This is a genomic window from Paenibacillus sp. GCM10023250 (assembly GCF_042653205.1).
Lineage (GTDB): Bacteria > Bacillota > Bacilli > Paenibacillales > Paenibacillaceae > Paenibacillus_Z.
Genome location: NZ_JBHSHY010000016.1, coordinates 99564 through 119121 on the forward strand (window position 1 = coordinate 99564; position 19558 = coordinate 119121).

General features: G+C 50.1%; 13 protein-coding genes. 3 read left to right on the top strand and 10 right to left on the bottom strand.

Annotation, left to right across the window (positions count from 1 at the left end; genetic code table 11):
• Window positions 1-83: 83 nt before the first annotated feature.
• The 3 genes from ACFPB1_RS14715 to ACFPB1_RS14725 form a co-directional block, all read right to left on the bottom strand.
• Window positions 84-1928 (bottom strand): hypothetical protein, encoded by a 1845-nt coding sequence (locus ACFPB1_RS14715; protein WP_379226526.1) that lies wholly within the window; start codon window positions 1926-1928, stop codon window positions 84-86.
• Between the two features lie 83 nt (window positions 1929-2011).
• Window positions 2012-2890 carry a carbohydrate ABC transporter permease gene (locus ACFPB1_RS14720; RefSeq protein ID WP_379226528.1) on the bottom strand — a complete coding sequence of 293 codons (879 nt, stop codon included), beginning with the start codon at window positions 2888-2890 and terminating at the stop codon, window positions 2012-2014.
• A gap of 44 nt (window positions 2891-2934) precedes the next feature.
• On the bottom strand, window positions 2935-3897 hold the full coding sequence (locus tag ACFPB1_RS14725) for an ABC transporter permease (RefSeq protein ID WP_379226530.1): 963 nt from the start codon (window positions 3895-3897) through the stop codon (window positions 2935-2937).
• Window positions 3898-4296: 399 nt separating this feature from the next.
• On the opposite strand from ACFPB1_RS14725, the gene ACFPB1_RS14730 reads away from it, so the two are divergent.
• Both ACFPB1_RS14730 and ACFPB1_RS14735 read left to right on the top strand, forming a co-directional pair.
• Window positions 4297-5934 (top strand): response regulator, encoded by a 1638-nt coding sequence (locus tag ACFPB1_RS14730; protein ID WP_379226532.1) that lies wholly within the window; start codon window positions 4297-4299, stop codon window positions 5932-5934.
• Window positions 5935-7746: a sensor histidine kinase gene (locus ACFPB1_RS14735; RefSeq protein ID WP_379226534.1), complete on the top strand. Its 1812-nt coding sequence runs from the start codon at window positions 5935-5937 to the stop codon at window positions 7744-7746.
• A 92-nt stretch (window positions 7747-7838) separates the two neighbouring features.
• On the opposite strand, the gene ACFPB1_RS14740 is transcribed toward ACFPB1_RS14735, so the two are convergent.
• From ACFPB1_RS14740 to ACFPB1_RS14770, 7 genes are all read right to left on the bottom strand, one after another.
• Entirely contained in the window at window positions 7839-9458 is a 1620-nt protein-coding gene (locus ACFPB1_RS14740) for a glycoside hydrolase family 13 protein (protein WP_379226536.1), read from the bottom strand.
• A 12-nt stretch (window positions 9459-9470) separates the two neighbouring features.
• Window positions 9471-11558 carry a glycogen debranching N-terminal domain-containing protein gene (locus ACFPB1_RS14745; RefSeq protein ID WP_379226538.1) on the bottom strand — a complete coding sequence of 696 codons (2088 nt, stop codon included), beginning with the start codon at window positions 11556-11558 and terminating at the stop codon, window positions 9471-9473.
• A gap of 66 nt (window positions 11559-11624) precedes the next feature.
• On the bottom strand, window positions 11625-12449 hold the full coding sequence (locus ACFPB1_RS14750) for a carbohydrate ABC transporter permease (RefSeq protein ID WP_379226540.1): 825 nt from the start codon (window positions 12447-12449) through the stop codon (window positions 11625-11627).
• 4 nt (window positions 12450-12453) lie between these two features.
• Window positions 12454-13401 (bottom strand): carbohydrate ABC transporter permease, encoded by a 948-nt coding sequence (locus ACFPB1_RS14755; RefSeq protein ID WP_379226542.1) that lies wholly within the window; start codon window positions 13399-13401, stop codon window positions 12454-12456.
• A gap of 90 nt (window positions 13402-13491) precedes the next feature.
• Entirely contained in the window at window positions 13492-14739 is a 1248-nt protein-coding gene (locus tag ACFPB1_RS14760; RefSeq protein ID WP_379226545.1) for an ABC transporter substrate-binding protein, read from the bottom strand.
• Between the two features lie 174 nt (window positions 14740-14913).
• Window positions 14914-16452 carry a response regulator transcription factor gene (locus ACFPB1_RS14765; RefSeq protein WP_379226547.1) on the bottom strand — a complete coding sequence of 513 codons (1539 nt, stop codon included), beginning with the start codon at window positions 16450-16452 and terminating at the stop codon, window positions 14914-14916.
• Window positions 16449-18275, bottom strand: a complete 1827-nt coding sequence (locus ACFPB1_RS14770) for a sensor histidine kinase (RefSeq protein WP_379226549.1) — start codon at window positions 18273-18275, stop codon at window positions 16449-16451. Before ACFPB1_RS14770 ends, ACFPB1_RS14765 begins: the two co-directional genes overlap by 4 nt.
• A gap of 384 nt (window positions 18276-18659) precedes the next feature.
• On the opposite strand from ACFPB1_RS14770, the gene ACFPB1_RS14775 reads away from it, so the two are divergent.
• The gene (locus tag ACFPB1_RS14775; protein WP_379226551.1) at window positions 18660-19403 is read left to right on the top strand and encodes an SDR family NAD(P)-dependent oxidoreductase; all 744 of its coding nucleotides are present in this window, start codon (window positions 18660-18662) and stop codon (window positions 19401-19403) included.
• The last annotated feature ends 155 nt before the right edge of the window (window positions 19404-19558 follow it).

A 19558-nucleotide genomic window follows, 5' to 3' on the forward strand; every position in this document is an offset into this window, starting at 1 on the left:
CCCCAGGCCCGACTGCTTGTAGCGGCGCATGCCTCCAATCCAAATAGGGGTGAAATGGTTCACCCCTATCATGCCTAGTCGGATTATTTACCTATGCTCGCTTGATAATCGGTTATTAACGTTGTCAAATCGGCGATCGCCTTATCGAGTCCCAGATCCTTCAGACGCTTCATGCCTGCTTCGTAATATTTTTCGAAATTGGCATCGTTATCGGCGACAATGGCCTTCGCCCATTCGTTCTTCATACAGCCGATAACGCCGTCTTCACCGGTAAGCTTGCCCCACTCCGGCACTTGGTTAATGAACATGCCGGTCAAATCCATCTTGATCGGACGAACCGTTGCTTGCGTAATCGCGTTCCACTCTTCCCCGTACGGATTGTCCACGTTTTTCGGAGTCTCATAGACGGACTTATAGCCGCGTATCGTCTCATGCGTATAAATCAGTCTGCCCAAATCGATTTGGTTCAAGTTGCCGCCGCTGAGACCGTAGAAGGCCAAGTCTTTATCCGTCTGCGTGCCGAGCAGCGCGTTCTGATCAAGCGCCGGATCCTTGAACTTCCGCTTGCCGTCCTTCTCTTCCCATAGTCCTGCGCTTTCAGGTCCCCAGGCCATCAGGAGCTCGCCTTCTTCCGAGTACTGGAAGTCGATCCAGTTGAGGATCTGCTTCAGTTCGTCCTCGGGCACGCTCTTGGAGATCATAATAAAATTTCCGCCGCGTGGATCCTGGAAATCATATTGCGGAGAATCGGCAATCGGATTCGCAGGCGCTTGGATAAGGCGGTACTGGAACTTCTCCCCGCTCTTCTTCAGCGTATCGTTGAGCGCACTAATATCCTGCCAGAAATGCGTAACGGCATATTGGCCGTTGTTCAGCTTGCTCGTGCGCTGGTCATCGCTCATGGTGAACGTTTCTTGATCCATGAGTTTGTTCTGATAGGCTGTATGCAGCCATTTCAAGTAATTCTTGTAATCCGCTGTGGCCGGAGCCCAGTAAAGCGAGTTCTTCTCGTCGTCCCACACCGGACCGCCGGACCCGCCGGCAAACCCCCACGCCTGCGACCACGGACCGATCCACCAGCCCTGCGTCCACATATCGAGCGGGACGACATCTTTGCCGTTGACGGTCTTCATGTTCATGTCCTTCGATTTCTGCAGGAAATCCATTAGATCGTCCGGCGTCTTCATATTCACCTTCATATCGTCATAGGTGAGTTTGCCGTTCTTCTTCAACGCATCGCCTAGCTCGGCGACCGTCTTGGCGCTAGGATCATACGCCTTCAAAATATCGTCGCGTACGACCAGCTGCCATGCACCGTTCCCGGAGGCGTTCTTCTCGAACATCGATCCTTTCAGCTCTGGCGCATTGGTCGTATTCGCCGGAACGTCGCTTGGAATGCCGTAGATCTTGCCGCCGATCTTCGTCGAATCCCATGCATCCTTCGTTACCCGCTTCAACACATTGGGTGCGTATTTCGCCAAGTAATCATCCAAATTCCATACTTTGTCTGCCTCAACGAGCTTCTTGATAATGTCTTCGGAACTGCTTCTCTGGGCATAAATCACATGCGGCAGATCGCCTGTCGCCAGGTACATATTGAGACGTTCCAAGCCGGTAACGCCGTTATTGACAATAATATCCTTTTGAGTGAAATTGACTTTGGTGATCTTCTTAATTTCGGGAGATACCACATCTTCGGTAGGGCCTTTCGTCGGCGCGGTATCAGCCCAGGTGTACCAAACCTTCAAATTCAAATCCTTCTCAGGCACATAGTTGCCATCTGTCGCCGCTGCATTCGCATTCGTTCCTTGGTTTGCCGACTTATGATTGCCGCTACTGTCATTGCCATTGCCGCTGCAACCGGACAGCAGCGAGACCGCCACCATAAGCGCCGCCCCCGAGCTAACCGCTTTTGCTGAACGCTTCACTTCGATTTCCCCCTGTCTTATTGTTAGTTATGCCATACATCAGTCTCCCCGCCTAGGCCGGTAAACCGATTGTTGCCCGGCGCCTACTCTTTCACCGCGCCGATCATCATGCCCTTAATAAAATACTTTTGAAGAAAGGGATAGATCACGATAATCGGGAACACCGTGACGACCGTCGTCGCATTGCGAATCGACTGTGGCGTAACCTGCCTTAAGTTCGTCATGCCCGGCTTATAGTTCTTCAATTCGTCCAGGAAGTTCGACATGTCCTGCGACTTGACGATCCGCATGAGAATGAATTGAAGCGTATTCAATTTCGCATTCGTGATGTACAGCAGGTTGGTGAAGAAATCATTCCAATGGCCGACGCCGATAAACAAGCCGAGCGCGGCTATCATTGGCATCGCCAGCGGGAGCATGATACGGAAGAAGATCGTCACATCGGAGGCTCCGTCGATCCTCGCGGATTCTTCCAAACTCTCCGGGATCGTGTAGAAGTACGTTCGCATGATGATCATATTGAAGAAACTGAAAGCCCCTGGGATGATATAGACAAAGAAACTATTGAGCAGATGAAGGTCGTGCATGATGATAAAATTGGATACGAGCGTACCGCCGATAAACATCGGTATCGTCATGAAGACGAGTATAGCACTTCTACCGAGCAGCTTCTTCTTCGACAGTGCGTATGCTGCGAGCGAAGTGATTAACAGGCTCAAGAGCGTACCGAGCAGCGTCCTGCTAATCGTGATGACCCCGGCCTGAAGCAAATCTTTGTTTTGGAATACGGTCTTGAAGTTCTCGATGGTTACATCGCGGGGAAAGATTGTGATGCCGCCCAGAGCGGAATCGCTCCCCTCATTGAGCGCAATGGCCAGCACGTTCAGAAATGGATAAAGCGTGATTGCGCAGAGCAGCAGCATGGCGCAGACATTGAAGGCATCAAACACTTTCTCAGACATGGGTCTGCTTATCGCATGATTCACAGGTTGTCCACCCCTTCTCCCTACCAGATCGAAATCTCTGTGAATTTCTTGGATAGCTTATTGGCTACGACGACGAGAATGAAGGAAATAACGCCCTGGAACAGACCGACCGCCGTCGCAAAGGGGAATCTGGCCTTCTCAATACCTTCCGTAAATACGTACGTTTCGAGCACGTCCACTTTATCCTGGATATGGACGTTAATGAGGTTGTACACTTGATCGAAGTTCGTTCCGAAAATATGGCTCAAACTTAGAATGAGTAAAATCATAATGGTCGGCAGAATGCTCGGCAATGTAATATGCAGTACCCGCTTCAGCTTGCCTGCCCCGTCAATCGCCGCCGCTTCATAGAGTTGTTCGTCGATGCCGCTAAGGGCAGCCAGGAAGATAATCGTATTCCAGCCGATCTCTTTCCATATGTTCGAGATGACGACTACGGGAAGAAACCATCCGGCCTTCGCCTGAAACATGACAGGCTCTCCCCCATAAAGATACATCTTGATTTCATTGAACAAGCCCCCGTCAATCGAGGTCATTTCCTTATAAAAGCCCAATATGATGACCCACGAAATAAAATGGGGCAAATACGAAATGGTTTGCACCGTTCGTTTAAATACCATGCTGCGCAGCTCGTTGAGGAGCAAGGCAAGCAGGATGGGCGCCGGAAAGGTAAAGATAAGGTTGCAGGAACTCAAGATGACCGTATTCTTGATCACGAGGAGCGAATGCGGGTCCTGGAAGAGCTCTTTAAAGTGTTTGAAGCCTACGAAAGGGCTTCCAAAAAATCCTTTCACAATGTCATAATCCTGAAACGCAATGATATTTCCAAACATAGGCAAATACGAAAAAACGAAGGTCAGCGCGACCGCGGGCGTTACAAACAATAATAGCCACTTCTGGCTCCTTATCGTGCGCAGAAGCTGTCTTCGCTTCAAACCCGGCACCTGCTTGACATTCGCTTCCGGCTTGGCTGCCAGTTCCATTCCCTTCACCATCCAATACGAATTTGCGGGTTGATTGTTGTGAGATGAGTCTAATTATGGCGGGCAGACGATTACGGTTCAATAAACCATAAATTGAATTATGTTGGTTTGCATCTGAATCACTGTAGCCTAAAGTGTACGATTTGTAAGCCTACAAATTTATACTATAACAAATCGATGAATTCTAATATTGACCCGATCCCTCCATATTCTGTTAGTTTCGAAACCCGGAGAAACACTTGATAACCGCTGTATGCCTATGTCAAAATACATTAAAGGTTTGATCGTACGCATGGCGGTGAGAAAACTCGCAACAAAAGGAAAGCGCTTTCTCGGTGTGAGAGCGCTTCATCGTTGTAACGACATTCTGATCTCAATTAAGTGATAAAGGAGTCCGTCATGGATCATAATGCGCTCAAACTATTGATTGTTGACGACAAGCCAGCAGAACGTGAAGGCATACGGGACATTTTCAACTGGGGCAGCATCGGAATCCGCATTGTCGGCGAGGCGGAGAACGGCAGGGAAGGGATCGAGAAAGCAAGGCAGCTGCTTCCGGATATGATCATCACGGATATCGTGATGCCCCAATTCGATGGCTTCAAAATGATCGAGGAGATCCGCTCCTTCCTCCCCGACATCAAAGTTATCTTTATCAGCTGTTTCGATAACTTTAATTTTGTGAAATCCGCAATCGACCTTGATGCGATGGGATATGTGCTCAAGCCGGTTATCTCCGGAGAGCTGCTGGCTACGGTAAGCAAAGTAACCGGCATCCATATCCGCGAGTTAGAGCGGCGCAAGGAAGAAGAGGATCTGCTAAGGCGTCTGAGGGAGAGCCTCCCTATTTTGCGAGAGCAGTTCTTTAAGGATATTCTGATCGGCAAATTCGAATCGAGCCACGAGGTCTGGGACAAGAACCAGTTCCTAGACGCACGGCTGATGCCGGGTCAGTTCATTGTCATGATAACAGAGCTCGGCGGTGCCGGCGGAAATCTTGGCGAATCGTCCGAAACTTCCAAGCAGCTGCTTTACATGAAGGTCGCCGAGTGTATCGGGGAAATATGCACGGAATCGAGTCACGGTAGCAGCTTCTGCATCACCGCGATGGAGAAAGCGAGATTTGCGCTTATTCTGAATCATTCGGAGGACGGTGCGAAGGACTTCACGACCGAGGCGCTTGCAGACAAGCTGAAAAGCGGCATTGATCACCGGTTCGGACTAGAGCTTACGATCGGCGTAAGCAGCTCGACTATGGACGTTCTACAAATCGGACGCTGCTATCAGGAGGCTTGCGATGCGCTCAAATTCAAGTCCTATCTCGGTGCCAATGAAACGCTCAATTATACCGACATCTACGACGACAGCAGGCCGAACGAACTCAATACGTTTAACGCCGTCGCCGTACAGAACGAATTGAAATATCTGCTCAAAACCGGCGAGCGCTCCGATATCAACAAGTTCGTCGACGAGCTGTTTCGCCATGACCAGGTCGACATGAATCGCCAGTACATTCAGTTCGTTTGTATCAGCGTCATTTCTTCTATTCAGATCCATCTTATCGAACTGAATGAAAGCTTAAGCAGCATTTTTGACCATGAATTCGTCGTCTTCGAGAGGATCTCGCAGATGAATACGATCCCGGAGCTGCAGCAGTGGCTGATATCCCTGATCGAATCCGTCAGCGTTCATCTCAACTCCAAACACCGCAAGAAAAACAAAAAGGTGATCGATACGATTCTAGCCTTTATGGAAGAGCATTATTTCGAAGAGTTATCCGTATCGAGCATTGCCTCGAAGGTTTACTTAAGTCCTTGCTATACGAACTATATCTTCAGGAAGGAAACCGGCGAAACGCTCATGGAGCATCTGGCCGGCATCCGATTCGAGGAAGCCAAGAAGCTGCTAAGAGGCTCCCTGCTGAAGGTATACGAGATTTCCGAGAAGGTCGGTTACAAAAACAATTCCTATTTCAGCGCGGTATTCAAAGAAAGATGCGGCATGACACCGCTCGAATACCGCGACCGAGGCGCCTAAATGATTAACTTTCGGAACGTTCATCGCAATTTTACGTTTAACCTCAAGCTCCGCTATAAATTATCCCTCGTATATATGGCGGTTATCATCGTACCGATCGTCGTTGTCGGCGAATATTCCTATCAAAAGTCGGAAAGCTTTATGATCAAGGAGGCCGAATCCTCGCTAGAGAAGGAACTGAACCAGGTAACGGAGGATATTAATTATAAGCTGGATCTAAGCCGCAAAGAGAGTGATGCCCTCTTTAATAACAAGCAGCTGCGAACCGTGCTGATGACCGATTTCAGTCAGGATATTCAAGGGCTCAACGAGGCCTACATCGATGTGATCGATCCAACCTTCTATGATCTTCGGCTCATTCAGCCGTTAGCCGACATCATGATCTATACGACTAATCAGTCGCTGCTAAGCGGCAACCGAAACATCGCCAGCATTGATGAAATTGCAGATAACCCGAATTACAAGAAGCTGCTGAATAACGAGATCCAGTTCTCCTGGCTCCCTGCCACTTCCATGATAAAAGTCAATCAAAACAGCGAGCTCGGTTATTACACGCTAAGAGATAAAGCCGGGAGCACGGATAAGCAATATGAAAAGATCATTACATTCTCAAGAAGCATTAATAGCTATAACGGTTCAATGCTGGGCATTGCCGATATGTATATCCCCGTCAAAATGCTGGACGATGTATTCAAAAATTTGAAGCTGTCCGAGGAAAGCGCGGGGATCTACCTCGACGAGCGCCGGCAAGTGCTAACGAGCTTTGGACACGGATCCATTGCGGACAGCTCCATCAACACCGTTCTGTCTACCGGCAGCAGGTTCGGCACGATCAAGGACAAGGATCATATTCTCGTATACGGGAAGACACCGCTTAATCATGGCACGATTCTAATCTCGTATCCGAAGAGCTATATTACGGATCAAATTGCTTCCATTCGCAATATCACTCGGCTGACGATTGTGTTGTCGATTGTGCTGGTCGCCATTATTTCGTTTCTCTTGGCGAATCTCATTACGAAGCGGCTCGACAAACTGATGGATAAGATAAAGCATATCCGCGATACCGGTAAGACGGATATTACGTTCAATACGCCGGGTCATGATGAAGTAGCGGATATCGGAAAGCTGCTGAACACGATGATCTCTCGGATCAATAAGCTGACCGAGAAACAGTTGGAAGCAGAAGTAGCGAAGAAAGCGATGGAGATGGAAATTCTCCAGGCACAGATTAACCCCCACTTTCTGTACAACTCCCTGTCCTCCATAAAATGGGCGGTAAACACGCCGAAATACAAAGATCTCGACGGAGTCATCGATTCGCTTGTCCGCTTCTACCGGCTTAGTTTGAATAAGGGAAAAGAAACGATCCGGGTCCGGGATGAACTACAGCTCATCAGGGAGTACGTCCATGTGCAGAAGTTCACCTATGACGCCAATTATAAGGTGGAATGGGATATCGATGAACAAGCAGCCGACTGTACGTGCATGAAGCTTATGTTGCAGCCTTTCGTGGAGAACGCCATCCTGCACGGATTGAACCCGAAGAAGACTGGCGGTCTTCTGCGGATTGCAGCCAATCTCGAAGGAAGCAGCATTTTCTTCATCATTGACGATAACGGCTTAGGCTTCGACGCAAGCACGCAGAATTCCGGTGCCTCCTCCGAGTTGAAACAGTTGTATAAGGGCTTCGGTATCGAAAATTCCCGGAAACGGATTAAGCTTGCTTACGGCGATCGATACGACGTCACCATTAGAAGCCAGCCGTCCGCAGGAACACGCGTCATCATCGAGATTCCTGCATCGCTTTAAGCACAACGTAGACTGAGAGCAATATAGTTCCTCCGCCTCCCGAAAAGCCGCGACAAAAAACCAGACAACCCGCGGGCTGTCTGGTTTTCGCTTTAATGGATCTGATAGATCCGTGCTTCATAAGGCCGAAGAAGAACGCCATCTTCCGTTTCCGCTGCCCATTCCGGATAATTCCGAATGATCGTCTTCCCGATCCTGGCAGCCGCCGCATCCGGGAGACGGCACAGCGTCTCTTCTTCCGAGATGTTAAGCAGCACCAGCCATTTCACATCGCCGAGCGTGCGGTAGTAGGCGTAGATGCGCGCATCATCGTCCAGAATCGGTTCGTAGGTGCCGTATACCATCACGTCGTTTTCTTTTCGCAATCGGATAAGCTTCTGGTAGTAATAGAACACCGAATCCGGATCCGCGAGCGCTTGTTTTACGTTGATGTCCCGATAATTCGGATTCAGCTTCAGCCAAGGCTTACTCTTGCTGAACCCTGCGTTTGCCGTATCGTCCCATTGCATCGGCGTTCGGGAATTGTCTCTGGCGAGATGAAGCAGGCTTTCGAACACCTCCTGCGGCTCTCTTCCCTTGGCCACTTCTTCCCGATACTTATTCTTCATGGCAATGTCGTTATAATCATCGATCGAAGGAAAGCGAACCCCCGTCATTCCGATCTCTTCTCCTTGATACACATACGGCATCCCCGGAAGCGTGTGAAGCAGCGTCGCGAAGCATTTGGCGGACTCCACCCGGTAGGCGGCATCATTGCCGAAGCGAGTCACGAGCCGGGTGTGGTCGTGATTGTTCAGAAACTGCGAATTCCACCCTTTGCCCCACATGCCATCGTACCAGCGCTGTTGGATTTCCTTAAAGCGATGGATGTCCCAGTGCGCCATATAATCGCATACTTCAAAGTGGAATAGCGTATTGAGCTCGCGCCGCTCTTCCCCGACGTAGAGTACGCCGTCTTCCGGCGATACGAACGGAATCTCGCCGACGGTAAACACATCGTAATGCTCCAACACCCGCTCATGCATCTCTTGCAGGTATTCGTGAATGCCGGGATTATTGCCCAAATAGGAAATCACGCCCGGGTTGTCCGCGTCCGGGAACCCTTCCTGCTTGGCGAGCAGGTTGATGACATCCATGCGGAAGCCGTCGATGCCCTTATCGAGCCAGAAGCGCATCATGTCATAGATCTCTTCCCGAACCTCAGGATTGCTCCAGTTCAGATCCGGCTGGTCCGTGGCAAAGGAATGAAAGTAATACTCGTCTGTCCGGTCGTCGAGCTCCCACGCCGAAGGTGTGAAGTAGGAGCGCCAATTGTTCTTTTCGCTTCGCCAGATGTAGTAATCCCGCTTCGGATTGTCCTTCGAGGAACGGGATTCCTGAAACCACGGATGCTGATCAGAGGTATGGTTTACGACCAAATCCATAATCAGCTTCATGCCTCGGGCATGGACCTCCGCGAGCAGCCGGTCGAAGTCTTGCATCGTTCCTGCTTTGGCCATCACGGATCGGTAATCGGAAATGTCGTAGCCGTTGTCCACATCCGGGGATTCGTAACACGGATTCAGCCAGATCACGTCAATCCCCAGGCTGCGGACATAGTCCAGCTTCTCGATGACGCCCTGCAGATCGCCGAAGCCGTCTCCGTTCGTATCGAAGAAGCTGCGCCAATAAATTTGGTAGACGACCGCTTCTTTCCACCATCTTTTGTCCATCTTGGTGCTCCTTTATTCCAAAATCAGCGCATAGCCGGTCGTATTCCCGATGATCTCGCATTGGACATGATCCTCTGCCGACTCGCGAGCCCGGGTAAGCTTCACGGATAAATGTCCCTCGCCGATTGCGATGCGCCGCACCGTCAGCTCGTCGAATCCGTCCGGCAGGAACGGATTCATACGAATTTGTCTCGCCAGCGCATCCGGTGTTATGCCCAGCATGACCTGCAGGAACACGAACGTGGTCGCGCCGGACCATGCTTGGGGAGAGCATGTCGTCGGATAAGGGATGGGCTTGCCGGATACGGCCTTGTCGTAACCGCAGAATAGCTCAGGCAACCGCTGGTATTCGAAGGACTTGGACGCTTGGAGTAACCCGGACAGGAGCTGTTCGGCTTCCCGCTTCATCCCGAGCCGGCTTAAGCCAAGCAGAATCATGCCGTTGTCATGGGGCCATACGCTGCCATTGTGATAGCTCATCGGGTAATAACCGGCTGCTTTCGAGCTCATGGTACGGACACCGTAGCCGTTGAACATATCCTCGGCGATAAGTCTGCTGGCCACAAGCGCTGCGCGAGCCGGATTCGGCAGGCCCGACAGCAGCAGATGCCCGGGATTGGACGTGACGGAGCGCACTTGTCTCTGCTCCTGATCCAAGGCGATCGCGTAGAACTGCTCGTCTTCCATCCAATAGGCTTGTTCGAACCTTGACCGAAGCGACTCCGCCTCATCATCCAGCCTCTTCGCCAGCTCGATGTCACCCAGCTGCCTGAGAATGGGGGCAAGTGCCTTCTTCGCCTGATAGACATAACCTTGAACCTCGGATAGCGCAATGGGAGACGAAGCATAGTCGCCATTATCGTGCATGATGGAATTACTGGAGTCCTTCCAGCCCTGGTTCGGGAATCCTCTCTCGGCTTCTTGATGATACGTGAGGAAGCCCTCTTCTGCGCTGCCGATATGACTGTCGATCCAGGAGAGCGCCCTGATCACATTCGGCTTCAATTCTTCGACGAGCACCGTATCTCCAGTCCAGCGGACGTATTCGCCGAGGACCACCAAGAATAACGGCGTTGCGTCTACAGAGCCGTAATACGGCGAAAACGGAGACTGCTTCGTATTCGCCAGTTCTCCGAAGCGGATCTCATGCATGATTTTCCCCGGCTGTTCATCCCGGGTCGGATCGGTCTTCGTCCCCTGATAGGCGGCCAGCGTTCTCAGCGTTCCTTTCGCCTGATGGGCGTTCAGCGGAAGCATGAACAAGGAAGTGATGAGGCTGTCGCGGCCAAAGGGCACCGCAAACCATGGCAGGCCCGCCACCGGCGTTTGCCCATATCCCACGTCTGTCAACAGCATGCGCATATCCTGGACGCCGCGGTTGTACAGCTCGTCGAACAGCGGAACATTCGATGCGACAGCCGTCGTATCCGCATACCACGTTTCGTATGCTTCATCCAGCAGCCGCAAACCTTGATCAAAGGTGCGGACTTGGGCGCTTTGCCCGTTAAGCACCGGTGCAATCGTAAAGCAGATCTGCTTGGATTCCGCGGGCGCCAACGAAACGGTAAAATGAATGCCGCCGTCTGGAGCCGTCTTCGCAGCCTCAGGCCAGTCCCATGCAATCAGCGTCTCCCGCAGGATGTCATCCTTGCCATGATAACGGATGCTCGCCGTGTGATCGCCGATCTCCCGCCCGACGATTTCGCCAACGTCGCCGGTACGGTATTTGCGGACGATAAACATATCCTGGAAATCCGCATCGAAAGCCGCCGCGAAATCGAAGCTTACCGCCCGGGGAAAGAAATTGGTCAGCGAAACCCGTTCATAGAGAATCCCCTCATAAATGTAGCGCTCCCGAAGCAGCTCGATTGCGCCATCATCTTTGCTGACCTTCATCGATCGAAAGGACGCGTAATAGCTTTTGTCGGCATCGGAATGAAGAAGCACGGGCTTCTCCCCGTCTATATAGAGCTCCATTCGGCTAAGAAAGCGCGTATCCTGCGTATATAATCCATGCCCGGCTTCGTCGTTGCCCGTCACGTCGCCGTGGAGATCGGTAAGCAAAAATACGTTTCCTTCTTTAATGACTCGATAGTCCATGGATGCGGCTTCCTCCTTATTCCTGTTCAAGTGTCATACAAAAAGCAACCGGCGGGAAAAGGCTTGTCAGCCTTTCACGCCGGAGCTCGATATGCCTTCGATATATTGCTTCTGAAAAATAAAGAAGAACATCAAGATCGGCAATGTCGTCAGCACGACCCCAGACATAATAAGCGGCGTATTCTCAAAGAACTGATCCTTCACGCTGTTCAATCCGACCACAAGGACATATTTCGCCGGGTCACTCGTAAAGGTGCTCGGAATAAGGTAACTGTTCCAGGTTCCGGAGAAGGCCAGGATCGACATGGTAATGAGCGACGACTTGGCAAGCGGAAATACGATTCGCCAGAAAGCACCCATTTTCGTAAGCCCGTCTATTCGAGCCGCTTCGATAAATTCATTCGGAATGCTCGTGAAAAACTGTCGCAGCATGAAAATATACAAGCATTGGTATAGGAACGGCACCGTTAATCCCAGAACGGAATTCAGCCAGCCGAGATGGGCCACGTTCACGTAGACCGGAATCAGAATCATATGGTACGGCACCATCATGGAGGCCACCACGATCCAGTAGATCAAGTTCTTGCCAGGGAAGTCCAGCTTCGCAAGGGCAAATCCGACCATGGGATTAATGATGAAGTTCCCGAGGATGACGAGCGCCGTGATCACGATCGTATTGACAAGCCATTTCGGCACATTATAGGCATCGTTGGTAAAGAACAATTGATAATTGGCAAACGTCCATTTCGATATTCTTGCCCATTTATTAACGTCCTCCAGATGGAGCACCGAGGTGTACAGCGTATAGAGAAACGGAAGGGCAAAGAGTAAGCCGAGCACGATCAGGAGCGCATAATTGCCGATCAGAGCGAAGCTCTTTCTGCTAGTCATGTGCTCACCCCTTTTCATCCAGCAGTTTTTTCTGTAGGAACGTAATGATCAGAATGATGAAGAAGAACAGCACCACCGCTGCGCTGCCGTAGCCGATATTCAGATAGCGAATGCCATTCTGATAGAAATAGGTGACGACGGTATTCGTGGCGCCGGCCGGAGATCCAAGGGCACCGTATCTAGAGATGGCGGCAATTTGGTCGAAAATTTGAAAACCGAGAATCGTCGCCACCGAAACGATGAAAAAGGTAATGGGCTTCAAATAGGGCACCGTAATATAGCGGAATTGCGCCCACCTGGATGCGCCGTCGATCTGGCCTGCCTCGTATAAATCCTTGGGCACTTCCTGCAGGCCGGACAAATACACGATCATGCTGAAGCCGCATTGCTGGAAAATAAATAGGATCGCAATGAATACCAGTGCATAATGCGTATCCGCAAACCAGGTCACATTGCCAAAGCCAAACCATCCGATAAAGTCGGTCACGAAGGTGCCTTGTTTGAACAGCGTCATAAACACCGTCGTAATCGCGATTTGGGAAGTGATGTACGGAATGAAAAACAGCGTCCTGAACAGGCCCTTCCCTTTGATCTTTTGATTCACGAGAATCGCCATGATCAAGCCGATGATGGTTTGCAGCGGTACGGCGATGACCACGATTTCCAAAGAATGCAGGACCGCGCGGTAAAATTCATGATCTTGCAGGATCTTCACGTAATTTTGCAATCCGATAAATTTCGCCTGGTCCAATGCAGCGAAGTTTGCGTCCTGAAAGCTTCGAATAAAGGACTGCAGGAACGGGTAGAAGAACCACCATACCCACAGCACCAGAAACGGCAGGCTGAACAACCACCCTACTGATAGATCCGAATCCAAGACTTTACGCAGCCATGATTGGCTTTCTTCGCCAGTTATCCGCCTCTCCGCGGTCGTATCTCCACCAGCTCGCATTCAATTCCCTCCTTGCAGCCAGCCTCTAGGCTGTAAAAATGAAAACCGTTCCCGCTGCGTATGAAACGGGAACGGTCTGCCATGCGCTTCTTACTTGAATTGTTGTTGAATCGCATCCAGGATTTCCTTCGGCGATTTTTTCGCTCCTCCGAGAATCGTGGCTTCGATTTGATTCACAAGCTCGTCCTTGAATTTCTTCGTTTCAGCCGGATAAGCAAAGTCCGTTGCCGTTTTCAAAGCCGGCTCGACGGATTTAAATTCCGGATTTTCTTGGAAATACTGCGGCGTAAGCGTCTTGACCGCGGAGTTGCTGCCGTTCTTCATGAACGCCGTTTGCGTTTGATCGTTTGTCATGTAATAAGCCGCTTGAAGAGCCGCTTGCTTATCTTTTGCATCTTTCAGTACGACGTATCCGTCAGCGATCATCGTGCTGCCCTCTACCGTTCCTTTTGGAATCGGAAGCGCGACGTATTTCAAGTTGGGAGCCGCATCCTTCAAGAAGCCTTTATACCAGTAGCCGCCCGTCGTCATGGCCGCTTTGCCGTTCGCGAATACTTCGCCGTCCCAGCCGTAGCCGAGCGCTTTCGGCGTGACGGCTGAGCCGTCCTTGTACATATCGAAAATCTTTTGCAATCCGTTAATGTTCTCCTGCGAGTTGATCGTTTTGCCGTTGTCCCATCCGCCGCCGTAGCTCTTCACATAGTTGGTGATATGGTACGGATCAAGGTTGATGACGATGCCGTGCACATCCTTGGTCGTCAGCTTCTTCGCCGCCGCTTCCACCTCATCCCACGTGGCGGGGTAGGCGCCGAGACCCGCTTTCTTCCACATCTCTTCATTGATGAAGAACATCCCCGGAATTACGCTGCTTGGCAGCCCGTATTGCTTGCCGTCCACTTTCCAAATGTCATTCGCGGAAGAATCATAACGGTTGAGGTCTACGCCGGCAGGACCAATCAGATCGTCCAGCGGAGCGAACAAGCCTTTCGTGATGTATTCATAAGAGCCTTCGTTCGTCGTTTTAATGAAATCGGGCGCTACGCCTGCTGCGATTTCACCCGGCAGTGTATTCCAGAACTGATCGCTGCTCGGATACTGCTTGATCTTGAGATCGATGTTCGGGTATTGCTTGGAAATCGTGGAGGCCGCATCCTGATAAATTTTCAGATCTTCCGCGGTTCCCCAGAAGCCCATCGTCACCGTCGTCATTTTGCCGGTATCCGGCGAAGCTTGTCCGTTATCGCTCGCGTTGTTGCCTTTGCTTCCGCAGGCAGCCAGCACGGCGACCATACAGATCATCAGCAATATCGCTGTTCCAACCCTCATTTTTTGACGCATTCAAGCATCCCCTTTGTCTGTCGTAATGTTTGCTCTTTAAGCTTAAGGGTTGGTCCTCACGATCAGAATCATTTAAATCGGCTTTCATTTAACAAAATGAACTTGTTAGACGCTTGAGGCAGCAGCCCGCACGCCTTTTTTATAATTAAAATGCGTTTTCTTTAACGATATGATCTAACTAAGCTCCTTGCGGTATTCCGAGGGCGACATCCCTTCATATTTGTGAAACACGATCGCAAAATGCACCTGGCTGTTAAAACCGACTTTTTCCGCAACTTCATAGATTTTGTTCCGATAGTCCTTTAACAGCTCCTTGGCCTTCCGAATTCGCACGACGTTCAGATAATCGAATACGCCTCTGCCCACCTCTTGCTTGAAGAGTCTGCTGATATAGTTCGGGCTGGAATGAAACGTATCGCCAAGCAATTTAAGCGAGATATTCTCGTTATAGCGGGTATCGATAAATTGGACCACGTTCCGGATGAGCGGACTATATTCCTTGTTTTTGCCCATAATGCGGGCCCGCAGCTTCTCGTTAAACACGGCATGATAGTAAGAAGAGCATTCCGTAAAATCGTCAAGCTGCGCGGCTTCTCCGGCTGGCAGGTCCTCGTCCTCTCCGAACGACAACATGAACAGAAGACCCTCGTACACCTTTTTGACGTCTCTTTCATTCATCGCTTCATAGTTCTGGAGCAGCTGTTCCCAGTTTGCGAGTGCAGCAGCGAAAGAATCGTATTTCTCTTCCTTCAAGCAGTCCTTCATCGCCATGATCGCCGCGCCAATCTGCTCTTGGACCGATTCATCGTCGCCTTTGCGGTTCTGGTAATACAATACCGGATCGTTCGGATGGTAAAACTTCATGTCGAGTGCCCTTCTAGCCTGATCAACGGCCTGGGGGAGCTCCGCATACGTATGAAAGGCATTGCTAATGCCGAAAATAGGCTCAATATTGAGAAAACGTTTCAAGGTGTTGTGAATCATAAATACGATTTCATTGACATGCGTGAACGAAGCCTGCGCGCTGTTGGAATTGCCGTGCGATAGGACAACGAGGAACGCATTGTCTTCCAGCTGCATGCATTCCGTTTCCGGCTCCTTCCCTAACAGCTCGCTGACGATATTGAAAATGGTGGCGGGCAGATTGACTGCATTCCCCTGCGTGTACCGTTTCAAAATCTGTCCAAACCGTTTGACCGTGAACAAAACCGTGTATAGATTGCATTCCTTCAGCATGGTTTCTTCCGCGCGCTCCGAGTTCCCTGCGATCAGCTCCCGGAGAATCGCAGCCTTCCCCGCCGGCTTGGCCTCCGCTGCTTCCGCGCCGATCATCCGGCTCTCTCGCGCTTCCGCCTGGATGCTTTGAAGCAAGCTCATAATCTCCTGAACGTTCATGCTCGGTTTATGGAAATAATCCAAAGCGCCAAGCTGCATCGCTTGTTTGACGTGGACGAAATCGTCGAAGCTGCTTAGAATGATCACCTTGGTTCTCATCCTGCGGTCCCGCAGGACCGTTAATATCTCGATGCCGTCTTTCTTTGGCATCTTGATGTCCAGGATGACGATATCCGGCTGCAGCTCTTCGATTAGTTGAAGCGCTTCCTCGCCGTCCGCTGCCTCTCCGACGATTTCCATACCGGCTTCCGCCCAATTAAACGACGACTTAATGCCAATTCGGACTAGCGGCTCATCGTCCGCGATTAGAATTTTCATTGGGAGTCTCCCTTGATTGCTTGTTTGATTACGGGTACCAGAAGGGAAGCCGTAGTGCCGGCGTTCTCCACGCTGGTGATCGTCAATCCGTAGCTTGTCCCGAAGTGCAGCTCGATTCGTTTGCGAATGTTGGGGATGCCAATGGCATTCAGATTATCGTCCTTATGCCTGCTAGCATTCATGCTCTCCAGCTGCTGAGGAGACATGCCTCTCCCGTTATCCGTCACCGTTATCCTGATGTTCCCCTCTTCTTCGCGCATGCGGATCTCAAGCTTCCCTTTATAGGGGATGGTATCGAACCCGTGAAAGATCGCATTCTCGACCAAGGGTTGAAGCAGAAACTTCAAGATCTGATAATCCCAAACACCGTCATCGATATCAAGCTTCAGCTCGAACTTGCCCAAATATCGGATGTCCAAGATTTTCGCATAATCGCAAGTGAATTGAATTTCTTCCCTGACGCTGACGAAATCATGCTGCGTTCTGGCCGTAAATTGGATCACCGACGAAAACGCGGTCAGCGCCTCTTCGATGCCGGACGCTCCCTGCATGTTGGCCATCCACTTGATCGAGTTCAAGGTATTGTACATGAAATGAGGCCTTATCTGCGATTGCAAAGCAAGGGTTTCCAGCCTTCGTTTCTCTTGCTCTTCCGTATAGATGGTACGGATCATCCTTCTGATATCCTCAAGCATCCGATTGATCGTGACGCCGATTTTGCCGACTTCGCCATGCTGAATGTCAATGAAGATATCGAGTTTGCCTTGCGAAACGAGCTTCATTTGCCGTTCTAATCGAAGCAGCGGTTTCGTGACGCCGGTCGCAATATAGATCGACGCGGCGATCGACAAGCCAAGCAGTACAAATAGCGCAATGGCGATCGTTCGCAGGATCGTGTTCACAAAGCCGAACAGCTCATGTTTAGGTATAACGGTTACCGCGCTCCAGCCGGACAGGCTTGAGGTTGCTTTAATCGCAAAGTACTGCTTGTCTGGATATAATTGTTCCTTGCCTCCGGCAATGGTTTGGAAACTCTTGCCCAGCACGGTTTCGGCCGATTTACCGATGTCGCCGCCGTCCTTGCTGTATATAATATTCGCGTTCTGATCCAACAGGTAATAACGCGCATGCTTTGTAAATTGAATATCGCTCCACAGCAGCTTTAGATTTTCCGCGTTGATATTAAACAGGATGAACCCGAGCTTCTCTTTCGAGAACGGATCGACCACCGCTCGTCCGATGGAAACGACGGGCGTAGATTTTATGGAAAGCAGCCTTTCCTCATGGATGCCTACGGAAACATACTTTCCATGCTGGCTTAGAATCGTTTGAACAAACGGTTCTTGATAGAACTCGTGCTCTAAATAAGCATGATTCATATAGTCATTATTGCTTCTTCCGAGAATCATGTTATTTTTGCTCTGGTAAATAACGGCTGAATTGATCAGATCCGTATACAGCATGATGCTGTTCCGGAGCACATCCCCGACCTCGTCAAACGCTTGCGACCTTTCCAGCAATGGAAACGCAGCGGCCTCGTAATCCTTCCGCATCAACTGGAACAGCGCCTTGTTTTGTACAGGAATCATGGTCAATCGCAATAGCGGGGATAATGATGTATCGATATTTTGCGCAATTTGCCTGTTATTAGCCAAGGTCGCGTCGAGGATCATCCGCTTATTGGATTGAACGAACAGCCACGATAAGGTGCCGCCAATGATGATGTACGGGATAATGATGAAACAGGCAAATGCCACAATCAGCTTTTGCCTGAGACCCATTTGAAGCCAATGATTCTTAAGCACCTTCATATCCTCACCCATTTCATTCTTCGTTAACATTTTCATTCGCGAGTATAGGGTATATACTGACGGAAATCAACGAATGAAGGCGGTTGACCTGCTTGTTCTTCAAAATTCCCATCCCCACCGGCGGAAATACGATATCCAGCACGATGATAATCAAGACGGCTCCCGTTGCATCATTGGTTGACCCAGTTTATCAAACCTCGAAGTTCTTCAAGATAGGAATGCTGCCCATTACTTTAATGAAAAAGAGCAGATTTCTCCGCGAACTGCCCCGTCAATTAGACCACCTTCAAAAAATAGGATGGAAAACTGTAATCAACTTTACAGAACACCGATTTAATTTCGACTTATAATCAAACAATCACTTGATACGAATACTGGATCAAAGGAGATTGGGAGATGGAATTTCAAGGAAAAGTCGTCGTGATTACAGGCGGAAGCAGCGGTATAGGAAAAGCAGTGGCAATTGAACTGGTGAACCGAGGAGCAAATGTAATTCTTAATGGCCGCCGCGAACAAATGCTGATAGAGGCTGCAAGAGAAATTGATCCGACAGGTGCACACGTCGCGTATGTTGCCGGCGACATTTCAGACCCTCAAATCGCAGACCGCTTAATCGGAGAAGGGCTTTCTCGCTTTGGCCGGATCGACACACTGGTGAACAATGCTGGCATTTTTATTGCGAAACCATTCACGGACTTCACGAAAGAGGATTTCACATCGATGTTGTCCATCAATTTGGCGGGATTTTTCCATGTTACGCAGCGTGCGGTGACTGAAATGATGAAAGTGGGTTCCGGCCATATCGTAAACATCACAGGAAGTGGGATTGTCGTACATCCACACAAATCTTTTCCATCTGTACTTGCAGCACTGACCAAAGGAGGGTTGAACTCTGCAACAAAATCGCTAGCGATTGAGTATGCGGATAAGGGTATTCGTGTGAACGCCATCGCGCCTGGGGTAACCAACACACCTATGCACGCGGCTGATACACATGGCTTTCTGTCTAAATTGCACCCCGTAGGCCGAATCGGCGAGGTTCAAGATATTGTTGACGCCATTGTGTACCTGGAGTCTGCACACTTCGTGACAGGAGAGATTCTTTATGTCGACGGCGGCCAAAACGCTGGCAACTGGTAGGCCACGTAAGGTTTTAACGATGATATAAAAGGAGCCATTCCTGTAATGAATGAATTCGAGGTTTGAATGAAAAAAGCACCTTCTGTATACTGGGGAACGTTCCGACCAAAGAACAAATCCCAGCTCAGGAGGCACTCTACAATGAAGTATAAACA